The organism is Neobacillus sp. BF23-41, assembly GCF_041106275.1.
Genome location: NZ_JBGBPR010000031.1, coordinates 32,739 through 45,170, shown reverse-complemented (window position 1 = coordinate 45,170; position 12,432 = coordinate 32,739). Strand labels below are relative to the sequence as shown.

The 12,432-nt window shown below is 36.7% G+C and carries 13 protein-coding genes and 1 rRNA gene; 10 read left to right on the top strand and 4 right to left on the bottom strand.

The genetic code is table 11. The annotated features are described in order from the left end of the window. Positions 1-74 (top strand): 5S ribosomal RNA (rrf, locus tag AB7942_RS30610); the annotation flags it as partial. A 110-nt stretch (positions 75-184) separates the two neighbouring features. Here rrf and AB7942_RS26610 read toward each other — a convergent pair. Beyond that, a complete protein-coding gene (locus tag AB7942_RS26610) occupies positions 185-493 on the bottom strand; it encodes a hypothetical protein (protein ID WP_369449189.1) in 309 nt (102 codons plus the stop codon). Positions 494-744: 251 nt separating this feature from the next. On the opposite strand from AB7942_RS26610, the gene AB7942_RS26605 reads away from it, so the two are divergent. Then, positions 745-1,710: a DUF1835 domain-containing protein gene (locus AB7942_RS26605; protein WP_369449188.1), complete on the top strand. Its 966-nt coding sequence runs from the start codon at positions 745-747 to the stop codon at positions 1,708-1,710. Positions 1,711-1,791: 81 nt separating this feature from the next. Here AB7942_RS26605 and AB7942_RS26600 read toward each other — a convergent pair whose 3' ends face one another. Further along, entirely contained in the window at positions 1,792-2,769 is a 978-nt protein-coding gene (locus tag AB7942_RS26600) for a ring-cleaving dioxygenase (RefSeq protein ID WP_369449187.1), read from the bottom strand. 286 nt (positions 2,770-3,055) lie between these two features. Between AB7942_RS26600 and AB7942_RS26595 the strand changes: the two genes are divergently transcribed. The 6 genes from AB7942_RS26595 to AB7942_RS26570 all read left to right on the top strand — a co-directional run bounded on the left by AB7942_RS26595 (position 3,056) and on the right by AB7942_RS26570 (position 9,640). Beyond that, positions 3,056-4,288 (top strand): DUF438 domain-containing protein, encoded by a 1,233-nt coding sequence (locus AB7942_RS26595; RefSeq protein WP_369449186.1) that lies wholly within the window; start codon positions 3,056-3,058, stop codon positions 4,286-4,288. Between the two features lie 265 nt (positions 4,289-4,553). Continuing rightward, positions 4,554-5,744, top strand: coding sequence for a glucose-1-phosphate adenylyltransferase (locus AB7942_RS26590; protein ID WP_369449185.1), 1,191 nt, complete (start codon positions 4,554-4,556; stop codon positions 5,742-5,744). Between the two features lie 138 nt (positions 5,745-5,882). After that, positions 5,883-6,674: an HAD family hydrolase gene (locus tag AB7942_RS26585; protein WP_088088476.1), complete on the top strand. Its 792-nt coding sequence runs from the start codon at positions 5,883-5,885 to the stop codon at positions 6,672-6,674. 183 nt (positions 6,675-6,857) lie between these two features. Next, positions 6,858-7,547: a BsuPI-related putative proteinase inhibitor gene (locus tag AB7942_RS26580; RefSeq protein WP_369449184.1), complete on the top strand. Its 690-nt coding sequence runs from the start codon at positions 6,858-6,860 to the stop codon at positions 7,545-7,547. Positions 7,548-7,870: 323 nt separating this feature from the next. Then, the gene (brnQ, locus tag AB7942_RS26575) at positions 7,871-9,250 is read left to right on the top strand and encodes a branched-chain amino acid transport system II carrier protein (RefSeq protein WP_369449183.1); all 1,380 of its coding nucleotides are present in this window, start codon (positions 7,871-7,873) and stop codon (positions 9,248-9,250) included. Positions 9,251-9,439: 189 nt separating this feature from the next. Beyond that, complete coding sequence (locus AB7942_RS26570; RefSeq protein ID WP_007083691.1) at positions 9,440-9,640, top strand: cold-shock protein; 201 nt, start codon at positions 9,440-9,442, stop codon at positions 9,638-9,640. Positions 9,641-9,887: 247 nt separating this feature from the next. Here AB7942_RS26570 and AB7942_RS26565 read toward each other — a convergent pair whose 3' ends face one another. Then, positions 9,888-10,295, bottom strand: coding sequence for a hypothetical protein (locus tag AB7942_RS26565; protein ID WP_088088474.1), 408 nt, complete (start codon positions 10,293-10,295; stop codon positions 9,888-9,890). Between the two features lie 225 nt (positions 10,296-10,520). Next, entirely contained in the window at positions 10,521-11,363 is an 843-nt protein-coding gene (locus tag AB7942_RS26560; protein WP_369449182.1) for an HAD family hydrolase, read from the bottom strand. Between the two features lie 251 nt (positions 11,364-11,614). On the opposite strand from AB7942_RS26560, the gene AB7942_RS26555 reads away from it, so the two are divergent. Both AB7942_RS26555 and AB7942_RS26550 read left to right on the top strand, forming a co-directional pair. Continuing rightward, positions 11,615-11,896 carry a hypothetical protein gene (locus tag AB7942_RS26555; protein WP_088088473.1) on the top strand — a complete coding sequence of 94 codons (282 nt, stop codon included), beginning with the start codon at positions 11,615-11,617 and terminating at the stop codon, positions 11,894-11,896. A gap of 117 nt (positions 11,897-12,013) precedes the next feature. Continuing rightward, on the top strand, positions 12,014-12,199 hold the full coding sequence (locus AB7942_RS26550) for a DUF2187 family protein (protein ID WP_088088472.1): 186 nt from the start codon (positions 12,014-12,016) through the stop codon (positions 12,197-12,199). Positions 12,200-12,432 lie beyond the last annotated feature (233 nt).

The window sequence follows — 12,432 nt, the reverse complement described above, 5'->3', positions numbered from 1 at the left end:
ACACGGAAGTTAAGCTTCTCAGCGCCGATGGTAGTTGGGACACGCGTCCCTGTGAGAGTAGGACGTTGCCAGGCAAACGAAGGATAACCATTTAAGGTTGTCCTTTTTTATTGGTTTTAAATATACAAAAAAGGGCAATGACCTCAAAAATCATTGCCCTTTTCCACACCTGAACTATCGAAGGCTACCGTTTCAATCTTCTTAATACCTTATCTTCAAAATCAGCCTTATTTATATCCAATCCCATAACTTCATTTCTAAAAGTCTTAAAACGTCCATTTTCTACTTCCAGAGTGAAATATCCTCTTTCACTTAAAAGGTTAATGTCCCCAATAATATTTTTCCTGAGAATAGGATCAAATAAATTTACTAAGTTAGGGTTACTTGGATGAGGTTTGAACACGCATCCTTGTTCCACACATGTTCTTATAATATTTTGGACCTTAGGATGGGCAATACTTTCAATTTTTTTGTTTACTTCGGTACTATACATATTCAATCGTCTCCTTTCCCGTCTTAAAACGATATGCAAATGACTAAACTAATATGCTTACCTAAAATAGCAATATATTAGTCTATGCTTATATTAAAAGGATATATGCTTTTTCATGTTAAAATAGATAAACGCTTGTATTAGATTCTACTTTGGTATGAAGTCAAATTCATAAATTGTACAAAGTCTGTTGGTTAATCTTATTGAAATTTATGATTAATGCGAGGGATGACAAGAAATGAGGTATCGGTATGATTCACATTGTAAACGGGGATGTAGTGGGTAGTAAGCTAGGAAATCTTCCTGGAGATGTTCTAGTTTGGCGGGAAATGTATGATTTTGGTCCATTATCCGAAGATATTTCGGAGGAAAATTGGATCAATCGCAGGGCCGGTTTTTTTGAAAAAAAATTAGCTATTCCTGCTGAGTTATTTAGTCGGAATTGTAAAGACCAAAATCGATACCTTGATGAAATCCCTAGAGAGAAAGAGATTGTACTATGGTTTGAGCACGATCGGTATGATCAAACGATGTTAATGTATTTGCTAAACGAACTATCAAAAAAAGAGTGTATGAACCTTTGGTTGGTGACTATTGATGAGTATGAGGGGGTAGAACCTTTTTATGGGCTTGGTCAATTATCATCTCAGCAATTGGAAGGACTTTATTATCAAAAAAAACAACTAGTAACAGATCAACAAATAATAGAAGCTATTACTGGTTGGAGAGCTTATACATCTAAGAATCCGATAGATATTGAAAAATGGATGGCTTCTTCAAAAGAAAAATTACCTTTTTTAAAACAGGCATTTCAATCACACTTAAGCTACTTTCCCTCAGTGTATACAGGTCTAAATAAAGTAGAAACCTTAGTATTAAACTATCTTGATAATAATCCATGCTCGTTTGGAGAATTATTTCAATCGATAAGTATGCAAAGAATTAATGATGGGATAAGTGATCTTTATTTTGCGACCATGCTAAATGAGCTGATGCATGGACCCTATCCATTGGTGGAATGTGATTATCCATTACTCAACTATCAAAATCCGGAACCCAATGCAAAGCTAAGGTTAACTTCCCATGGTTTAGATGTTTTAACTGGACAAAAAGTTCATTGTGAATTTGTGGAACGTGATTGGTGGATTGGGGGGGTATTTCAAAAAGAGAATAAATGGTTTTGGGATGGGAACAAACTTATTAAAAAGGGTGATTAAAAGTAGTGGGGGACTGACCCTTTCTAGTTAATAACAAAGAGCGAGGCCCACGGCCACGCTCTTTGTGTGTTTATTTTTAAATTATTCTTTAATGAATTCTTTTGTACTTCGTAGGGTATCAATTGGACGAACCAATTTCTCGATTTGTTCCCGTTTTGGTTCTAGGAATGGCGGTAATGATAATTTTTCACCTAGTGTTTCGTAGGGCTCATCTCCCATAAATCCTGGGCCGTCTGTGGCAAACTCAAATAGAATCTGTGGTGCAACTCTTGTATAAAGTGATCCGAAAAAGTAGCGATCGACGAATCCGGATGTTTGGAATCCAAAGCTCTCCATATGCCCAATCCATTCTTCTAGAACGGAACGATCGTCGACACGGAATGCCGCATGATGTACCGTCCCAAATCCTTGGCGTGCCTGAGGAAGAACCGCATTATATTCGACTACTACCTGAGCGCCATTGCCGCCTTCACCTACTTCAAATAAATGAAACGCTCCTTCTTGCACAATCTCTTTAAATAGAAGAACTTTTTCCATCATTTCTTTAAAGTAATCAAAATTAGCGACACGAACAAAGATCGGGCCTAATCCAGTAATCGCATAGTCTAAAGGAATCGGCCCTTTTTGCCAAGGAGTACCGGCTGCAACACCTTCATTATTTTCATCTGAAATCAATTGGTATTGCTGGTCATCAAAATCAACAAACGACAGTGTTTTTTTACCAAATTGCTCTTTAATTCCTGTATGTTTTACCTCTAAACGGTCAAAGCGTTTCACCCAATATTCGATCGCCGCATCCGTTGGGACACGGAAGGAAGTCTTTGAAATTTCATTGGTACCATGGACCCCTTTAGGAATGCCAGGAAAGTCGAAAAAGGTCATATCGGTTCCAGCACTGCCAATATCATCGGCAAAAAATAAGTGATAGGTTTGAATATCATCTTGGTTAACGGTTTTCTTGACTAAGCGCATCCCTAATACATACGTAAAAAACTCATAGTTTTTTTCTGCGCTACTCGTAATGGCTGTTACGTGGTGCATACCTTTTAATCCATTCATAATGAATCCTCCAATTTATCCTCTATTTTGATTATTTATATTCAAATAGACTTATTTATTAAGTATCTTCTAAACTAATTTGAAATATTATCTTTAAACTAATTATCTTTAATTCGAGATAAATATAACATGAAATTAATAAACTGTCAAAAAGTTTTTCCTTAAAGTTTTCTCAATTACCTTGTTACTAATGATGTAAATCACAAACAAACAGTTTTGGAAGTGTTAACTTATTAATGAGAATAAATATCAAAAGTAATTTGCAACAGTGAAGGAGAATCCTGATATGAGTGAAATCATTAATAACCGTGAACAATTAACTAGTGAATATACAGAACGTGTAGCGATACTAAAACAACTTTTTATTGATCTTCATAATGGACGAAATCTTGATGAGGTCAAAGCACATTTTGATGCGTTTATCGGGAAAATAACCATCGATGAAATAACCCAGTTACAACATGATTTTGTCGAAGAGGGAAGTATATCTGCTGCTGAACTTAAGCATATCTACAACCAGCATTCAGCCATTTTTCAAGGAACGATTAAAGAAGAAGACCATCAAAACGGAAGACCTGAAGACCAGGCAGGTCATCCAGTTCATACCTTTAAACTCGAAAATCAAGAGGTTGATAAGCTGTTAACCACCAAGCTTCAAGTACATTTAGAGGAGTTTGTCAAAGAAGATTCAGCTGAAAATATCTATAAGCTAATCGAAGATATAAATCTATTGCTTGATATTGATAAGCACTATAGCCGTAAAGAGAATTTGATTTTTCCCTATTTAGAAAAGTACGGGATCTACGGCCCCACAACAAATATGTGGAGAATCGATGATTTCATCAGAGACTCGATTAAGGACGCCAGACAAAAACTTGCCCATTATCACGGCGACAAGCAGGCTGTTATCGGGGTTTTAAATTATGTCATTCAAGAAGTAGCGGGAATGATTTATAAAGAAGAAAACATTCTCTTTCCTATGGCTTTGAAGAATTTAACAGAAGATGAATGGGTCAAAATTGCCCATGAAAGTGATGAAATTGGCTTTTGTCTGATCGCTCCTGCAGCAGAATGGAAGCCTGAAAGAAAAGCACTAGATGAACAAGCAATCTCTGAAGGCTATATTAAGATGGAAACCGGTATTCTTTCCTTAAAACAGCTAGAGCTCTTATTAAACCATTTACCCGTTGACATCACCTTCATTGACCAAGATGATGTGGTTCGGTATTTTTCACACGGAAAAGAAAGAATTTTTGCGCGGACGAAAGCAATTATTGGTCGTACCGTTCAAAACTGCCACCCGCCTAGAAGTGTCCATGTCGTAGAGGAACTGTTGGCAGATTTTAAGTCCGGCAAAAAAGAGTCTGAGGATTTTTGGATTAAGTTCAAGGATAGGTATGTCTATATCCGTTATTTTGCTGTTCGGGATGAGGACGGGAAGTACATTGGCACCCTTGAATTCACGCAAAATATTGATCCAATCAAAGCAATTGAAGGGGAAAAACGAATTCTAGAATAATATATAAAAACTGTCATCCACCGATGAGATCAATCGTCGAGAAATGGCAGTTTTTTTATAGATTGGTCATATTTTCATTGTTTGAATTTACGACAATTCGAGACAAATACAGAGTTTGCGTCACTCTTAGTGTCGATAAAAAAGCAGGGCAATTTCACAAAGCTGTAACAGGTTAACCGGAAAAATGGAAGAAAACGGAGATAATAAGAGTATAAGAAGTTCCAATGACAGTCTCATTCAAAAAAATTTTACGAGGAGGGGAACAATGAAACAAAAATGGATTGCTTTGCTATTGGCTGGAGGAAGGGGAACAAGATTAAACCTGCTAACAAAATCACTAGTTAAACCAGCAGTACCATTTGGTGGGAAATACCGAATCATTGATTTTGCCTTAAGTAACTGCAAGAATTCCGGAATTGAGACCGTTGGAATTTTAACGCAATACAGACCTTATGTTTTGCATTCACATCTTGGCCATTGCAATTATTGGAACTTGTATAATCGATATGGGGGCCTAACGATTCTCCCGCCATTTCAGCGCAGTAACTCTGGGGTAGAATGGTATGAAGGGACGTCACATGCTGTCTTTCAAAATATTGAATTTATTGAGCAGCATAAACCTGAGCATGTGCTCATTCTATCTGCTGACCAAATCTATAAAATGGATTATTCTTTGATGCTTGAGCAGCATATTGAAACAAAAGCGGACTGTACCATGGCTGTCGTAGAAGTTCCGTGGGAAGACGCGAGCCGCTTTGGTCTCGTAAAAATTGATGATGAAAGCTATAAAATTATCGATTTCGAAGAAAAACCGGAAAATCCGACCACGAATTTAGCATCGATGGGTATATATATTTTCAAATGGTCTGTTTTAAAAGAATACTTGCTACAAGAGGAGCAAAAAGAATTTACTCATCGCGATTTTGGCAAGGATATTATTCCGTCGATGCTAGGTGCAGGAATGGAGTTATTTGCCTATTATTTCAATAACTATTGGAAGGATGTAGGCACCGTTCGTAGTTACTGGGATGCCAATTTAGATCTTTTGCATAGGGAAAGTAACATCTTCCTCCAGAATCCTGAATGGAGAATCCATACCGTCGAAAGTAATGCGCCCCCGTTATTTGTGGATGAGTCGGCTAAGGTTCACAATTGTTTACTGAGTGAAGGCTGTGAAATTTACGGTACGATCGAAAAGTCCGTTGTGTATAGCGGTGTGAAGATCGGAAAGGGGGCGCGAATTAAAAACACAGTCATCTTGCCAAATACCATTATTGAAGAGAACGCATGGATTGAAAATGCGGTCATTGGCAGCCAAACGGTAGTCAAGAATGGTGTCATCATTGTCTCGAAGGATCCCAATGGGCATTTAATGGTTGTGGGAAATAATGTAACAGTCGACCCGTCGATTCATGATATTGGATCCAAAAACAATGTGTTAACCGTATCTTCCTAAGAAAATATCTTGATGCTTGTAACACTCGATTATCGGTTCCCTTCCCTAATAAATGAATAAAAAATTAACAATTATATATTTTCAATTATTAAAATGGTAAACTAGTAAAAATATCTTTTATACAAGGGGAAGTTTACGATGATTAAAGCGATTTTTTTTGATTTAGATGATACACTGCTTTGGGATCAAAAAAGTGTGAAGGAGGCTTTTGCTGCTACGTGTAGAGTAGCTGAGGAACGGTATGGGGTCGATGCGGACCAACTCGAAGAGGCCGTTCGAGAGGCAGCAAGGAACATTTATACTTCCTATGAATTTTACCCTTTTACGCAAATGATTGGGATTAATCCGTTTGAAGGGTTATGGGGTAATTTTTTAGATGATCAGGATGATTTTAAAAAGATGAAGGAAATGGTTCCTACCTATCGAAAGGACGCTTGGACAGCTGGTTTGAAATCATTGGGCGTGGATGACACCGATTTTGGATTCGAGTTAGCGGAACGGTTCCCACAAGAGCGCAGAAACCTGCCGTTTGTCTATGAGGAATCATTTAAAATTCTTGATACGTTAAAAGAGAATTACCAGTTGCTGCTGTTAACAAATGGTTCACCCGATCTACAAAAAACAAAACTAACCATAACACCTGAACTGGTTCCATATTTTGATCAAATTGTTATTTCAGGGGATTTCGGCAGAGGGAAGCCTGATCCGACCATTTTTGAACACGCACTCTCGCTTATGTCGGTTCAAAAGGATGAGGTCCTTATGGTGGGGGATAATTTAATGACAGACATTCTAGGAGCGAATCGGGCAGGAATCAAAACGGTTTGGATTAACCGTCATGACAAAGCCAGAAATGAAGTTATCCCTACTTATGAGATTACCCATTTGGAAGAACTTTTTCCATTATTAGAGGAATTAAAGAAAAAATAGAAAAAACAAACTAGTTGAAGATTGCCGTATATATAGGGAGTTTCCTATATATACGGCAATTTTTTGTATAGATGAAAATGGTGTGCAACAATTTATTTAGTAATCATGTAACATTGTTCCGCTTTTTGGCGACTATATGGCTGAGACCAATAAATTGCCTTTTGGTAAAGGGGGAGATAAGAAATGCGAAACAATAAATGGTTTTATATTATGAGTTCAGCATTGATGATTGGCCTTTTAACAGGATGTGGAACAGGTGCGACTACAAAAGGGAGCGCAGAAGGGACTAAGCCAGCGCTGCCAAAACAGAATGAGATTGTAGCTAAATTTCATGCAACGATTGAAACAAAAGCAGTGAATAATACGATGATTATCAAATACAAGGTTAAAAATCTATCAGGAAAACCACAGAAACTTACGTTTACTAGTGGCTTAGAGGCAGATTATATTGTCTATGACTCAGAAGGGAAAAAAGTCAAACGATATTCCGATGAAGTCATGTCAACGCAAGCCATTAAGGAACTAGAGTTAGCAAATAATCAAGAAATCGCAAAAGAATTTACTATTTCAGATCTTCCCAATGGCCAATATAGAATCGAAGTGTTCTTAACAGCAAAAGAAGAGGAAGCTAAAGTAGTGACAGACTTAATCGTAAAAAATTCGTTTAGCAAAGGAACCGGTGTTCTGGTTGGCCAAATGGATCCCCATACGATTGAAATCGATATGGAGGGCAAGAAGGTAGCCTTCCAGTTAACAGAGGATGCCATAAAGCAATTATCATCTTTAAAGGAAGGTGAACAGGTTTCATTTTTATACAAGGAAAATGAAACTGGGCAAAAGCTGATCCAAAAGTTTATCTTGGAAAAGGAATAAATTAATTAAAATAGCTAAAAGGCCTTTGCTGACTGAAATCAGACAAAGGCCTTTTAATTGATAGGAATTCTATGATAATTATTTTTCTAGAAAAGTATTGATGAGAAAAATGAAAAATATACAATTTTCACAACTTTTTACCAAAGGCTTATAATATAAGTCAATAAATGACATTTTACCTTTCGAAATTATCTAACTAATCACAAAAATAGGTTGTATTTATCTAAAGAGGATAGTAATATTATTCTACGAATATATCATTATATAATTTTTTTTTAGATTCAATTAATTAGGAAGAGAACATCTAGGCGGGAGTAGCTAATATGCAAAATAAATTACCATTTTCAAGGTATTTCGTTATAGGAGTAATGTTGTTTGCCTTGTTTTTCGGGGCAGGGAATTTAATTTTTCCAGCAGCACTTGGTCAAAATGCAGGGTCAAATGTGTGGATGGCGGTGACAGGCTTTTTAATTACCGGAATTGGGCTTCCGTTTCTTGGAATCCTGGCAATGGGGTTCTCGGGGAGCAAGAACTTAGAGGAGCTGGCAAGCAGGGTCCACCCGCTCTATGGGGTTATTTTCACATCGCTTCTTTATTTGACGATTGGGCCATTTTTTGCCGCACCTAGGACGGGCGCAGTTGCCTATGATATTGGGATCTCACCGTTTTTAAGTGAAAGTTTTGGTCAAATTGAATTATTTGTATTCACTGGTTTGTTTTTTATTGTGACCTTGTGGTTTTCATTAAACCCAGCAAAGCTTGTGGACCGTGTGGGGAAAATCTTATCTCCTGCTATTATCATTTTAATTTTTATCTTATTAGTAATGGTTATTGTCAAGCCACTCGGTTCAATTGAGGCACCACAAGCAACCTATGCAAACGGGGCGTTCATGAAAGGATTTATGGAAGGTTATAACACAATGGATGCACTTGCATCGCTTGTATTTGGGATCATCGTTATCAATTCAATTCGTTCGATGGGTGTAACGTCTACACGAGGTATCCTTATAGCATCAGCTAAGTCTGGACTGATTGCGACCATTTTTCTTGGAATCATCTACGTTGGCGTTGCTTATTTAGGGGCGTCAAGCACAAGCGCGTTCGGACTTTTTGATACTGGAGGTCCTGTTCTGGGGAAGGCATCTTCCTATTATTTTGGAACATTTGGTACGGTTATGTTGTCGGTTATTATCATACTCGCTTGTCTAACAACGAGCATCGGCTTGATGACAGCTTGCGGCGAATACTTCCATACACTGGTACCGAAAATCAGTTACAAAATGTGGGTGCTTTTCTTTTCGCTCATTTCGTTTGTTATCGCAAACTTTGGTTTAGCGAATATCATTAATTTTTCCATACCTTTATTAATGTTTTTATATCCATTGTCGATTGCCTTAATGCTGCTGACTTTTTTGTCCAAGCTGTTTAACCATTCACGGATTGTTTATGTATCTGCCATTTCAGTTACCTTTATGATCAGTATTATCGATGGGCTTAAAACATTCTGCGATCTGGTTGGCATCGATTATTTTAGGTGGCTAGCGCAGATTGTTAAGTTTTATGATCGAGTATTGCCTTTTTATAACAATGGGCTCGGCTGGCTGCTGCCTGTTTTGGTTACCATCTTAATAACAGGGATTTTTGTCAGTGTGCAGAATTTCTCCGCACACCGCGTAAAGAATAAGACTGAAAGTGCCTTATAGCATTGTAAAAACATCAAAAAATAAAATTAATCCTAAATACCTATTTGCATTCCTTACTAATCTCTGTTATAGTAAAGAAGAATTATTTTTGTTAGTCGGTAGGATAATAAGTGCTAAACTTTCTGTCTTGAAGATCTGAGCAAGGATAGTAACACAATGTGTGCACAGCACACGAGGAGGAAACAACAAATGGAACAAGGTAAAGTGAAATGGTTTAACGCAGAAAAAGGATTCGGATTCATCGAACGCGAAGCAGGAGACGATGTATTCGTACACTTCTCAGCTATCCAAAGCGAAGGTTTCAAATCTTTAGACGAAGGTCAAGCTGTAACATTTGAAGTAGAACAAGGTCAACGTGGACCCCAAGCTACTAACGTTCGTAAAGCATAATAAGACCCAAAATATAAAAAGACTCTCTTTATGGGAGTCTTTTTTTGTTTGTAAAATTCGGGGCAAATAAAAAACCCTACTCTGCAGTTGAGTAGGGCGGTCTTATGAAAACGTAAAGTAAATGGTAAACAAAGTATAGCATACATTCCTTCCGATCCCTAATTTTTTTAAATTGATAGAAAATTACTAACTATAATTCCTTTATAAGTTCATATAGGATGAATATTTAAGGTGAAGGTTCAATAAGTTAAGAAGTAACTCGGGTTTGTTTTTGATAACGTGTTTTTAAGATTCCTGTTGGCTTTTCCCAAAAGTAAGGCAAGTGGACAGTATTTTGATTGAATATTTCTATTAATTCATAAAAATTCTTCATTTCATATAAATTAAAGGCGACACCATTTTCGGTTTTTACCTGAAAATAACGTGTTGTTGTGTTATTTTCACCTGCAGATTCTCTTTCGTAATAGTGGGTTTCGGTAACTTGCTCCCAGGCGTAGTCGTTTACAAAGATTCCTTTTCGCTTATTAATGATTGTGACAGTGAATCCTTTTTCACGACAGGAAACGGTGGTGTCGTTGCCAAAGTATCGCATCCACAAAAAAATGACAACTCCAATCACAAAGAAAATCGAACCGATCCAAATATTGAGAAACATGAATCCAATCCCTATAACACCAAAAATGATTCCAAAAACAACGGAAGATTTGGAAGACGTTTTATTCGAAAATTCTCTGTTAATGAAAATCCCCCCTTTAGTAAGAAGGGTATGCAGTCCTTGGTTTTAAATGACTGGACGTGCCTTACAGACAATATAAAAATTAAACGACAAAAAACTGCATCCCCCATTTTGAGGTGACGCAGTTGTTTAAGCAGAAAAATTTCAGTTTTTTAATATAGATCGTTGCTCTTCTGTGTTCAATAATTGTAAAAGCTCTCGAACAGCATAGGCAAAACCATCTTCGTCATTAGTCTTTGTGATGATATCGGCTTTTTGCTGAACATGGACAGGGGCATTTCCCATGGCAACTGAAGTGGTAGCTACTTCAAACTGGGCAAGGTCATTGCCGCCATCCCCAAAAGCGAGTATTTCATCAAAAGAAAGATTCAACATTTTTTGGTAACGTAATAGAGCTTTTCCTTTATGTGCTTCGTTTGAAGTGATTTCCACATTATTTGGAAATGAGGATGCGATCGAAATATCAAATTTCCCTGCTAATGCCGCTTTAACCTCTGCTATCATTTCTATTTGCTCTGGGTGTACCAAGGCAATAAGTTTATAGATTTTTAGATTGTCTTTTTCAAGAATTTCATCATAATTGAATTCTTGAAAAAGGGTATCGAGCTCTTGTTTACTTTTCCCATGCAATGGAGGCAATGTCGAGGGAAAACCGCCATAATTGGTGTAAACCAAAATACCAACGCCGAGTTCTTTTAATATCGTAAAAATACTTTTATAGGTTGAAACTGTTAATGTAGCCTCGTACAGCATTTCTCTCGTTTCTGAATATAAAACGGAACCATTGATACAAAAAATCGGAATCTCCATATTTTGAACGGCTTTTAATTTAATAACATCAGCGTAAGCACGACCTGTGTTCAAAATAAGGCAGTGGCCTGAGTCCTTCAATTCGTTTAAGGCCTTCACATTCTCCACGCTTATTTCATGCTGAGAGTTTAATAAGGTACCATCTAAATCGATTGAAATACATTTCATATTTGTCATATTTCCTTTCCATTCCATCATAAAACTACTATAGCAGATTTTAACCCGAAAATGTGTTTCCAAATTTATGTTGGTGCCTGACACCATTTTACACGAAAGGATGTTTGGATATTTACCATGATCGTTGAATTAACTTTTTTATCTTCTATAATGAAAACAATAACTTAATGGAGGATGATTTTTTTTAAAAATCCTCACGTTCCTTTTTCACGAATCGTTTTTACCGATTAAAAGTTAAGGGGTGACTGGTGATGATTTTGAGAAGTAGCGAAATTACTGGATTTCTAAATCATTTTGATAAGTATGCTAATTGGGATGGGACGAAATATTTTCTTACCTTAAATACAGTCAGTCCGAATGGAACACTTACGATTATGAAGTATCCTGATGGAAAGTTTACCTACCACCGAAAAAACGAACATTATTGGGACATTAGAGAAATAGATATTGAATTAGAAATGCTCTCGGACATTATTTGGGGATTTAGGAAAACCATTAATAAACTTATTTTAGAAAGTACGATCGTCCTTTAATTGTTCTGATAAAGCGAAGCCTTTGACCCTTCAAGGGCTTTTTTTCTGATCAAATTCCTTACAGATGGAAAGTATTTTTTCGGGAATTATTGGTTAATATAAAGTCGAGGTGATGGAATGGCTACGGCAAATATTGGCGATGTTATTTCCTTTAGTCGTGAAGGAAAAAATCATGAAGGTGTCGTTTCTGGTATTAGGGAAAATTCTGTTATGGTCCAATATGGTTATTCGAAAGATAAGGATGAACCACTTACTACCATTGTAAACCATAAAAATTACAAAATTAAGAAGTCGAAAAGTTGACCCATCAGGTTTACATAATAGTTTGATATAAACCCCTAAATGTAAAATAAGCCAGAAAAAACCTAAGTGAAAAGAAAAAATGATAAGTACAAAATTCGAGTGAGGGACTAAGTCTCTACTCGATTTTTTTTGTGATGAAAGTAGTTAAATATTAATTCAGAAAAATTAAATTATTAATTGACAAATCCCTATTTTGGGGACAAGAATAGAATTGTGATGTATACATCAAAGGG

Excerpts from the sequence above, each read along its gene's own strand:
- AB7942_RS26610 (WP_369449189.1), bottom strand. The coding sequence starts at position 493 with ATGTATAGTACCGAAGTAAACAAAAAAATTGAAAGTATTGCCCATCCT.
- AB7942_RS26605 (WP_369449188.1), top strand. The coding sequence starts at position 745 with ATGATTCACATTGTAAACGGGGATGTAGTGGGTAGTAAGCTAGGAAAT.
- AB7942_RS26600 (WP_369449187.1), bottom strand. The coding sequence starts at position 2,769 with ATGAATGGATTAAAAGGTATGCACCACGTAACAGCCATTACGAGTAGC.
- AB7942_RS26595 (WP_369449186.1), top strand. The coding sequence starts at position 3,056 with ATGAGTGAAATCATTAATAACCGTGAACAATTAACTAGTGAATATACA.
- AB7942_RS26590 (WP_369449185.1), top strand. The coding sequence starts at position 4,554 with ATGAAACAAAAATGGATTGCTTTGCTATTGGCTGGAGGAAGGGGAACA.
- AB7942_RS26585 (WP_088088476.1), top strand. The coding sequence starts at position 5,883 with ATGATTAAAGCGATTTTTTTTGATTTAGATGATACACTGCTTTGGGAT.
- AB7942_RS26580 (WP_369449184.1), top strand. The coding sequence starts at position 6,858 with ATGCGAAACAATAAATGGTTTTATATTATGAGTTCAGCATTGATGATT.
- brnQ (WP_369449183.1), top strand. The coding sequence starts at position 7,871 with ATGCAAAATAAATTACCATTTTCAAGGTATTTCGTTATAGGAGTAATG.
- AB7942_RS26570 (WP_007083691.1), top strand. The coding sequence starts at position 9,440 with ATGGAACAAGGTAAAGTGAAATGGTTTAACGCAGAAAAAGGATTCGGA.
- AB7942_RS26565 (WP_088088474.1), bottom strand. The coding sequence starts at position 10,295 with ATGTTTCTCAATATTTGGATCGGTTCGATTTTCTTTGTGATTGGAGTT.
- AB7942_RS26560 (WP_369449182.1), bottom strand. The coding sequence starts at position 11,363 with ATGACAAATATGAAATGTATTTCAATCGATTTAGATGGTACCTTATTA.
- AB7942_RS26555 (WP_088088473.1), top strand. The coding sequence starts at position 11,615 with ATGATTTTGAGAAGTAGCGAAATTACTGGATTTCTAAATCATTTTGAT.
- AB7942_RS26550 (WP_088088472.1), top strand. The coding sequence starts at position 12,014 with ATGGCTACGGCAAATATTGGCGATGTTATTTCCTTTAGTCGTGAAGGA.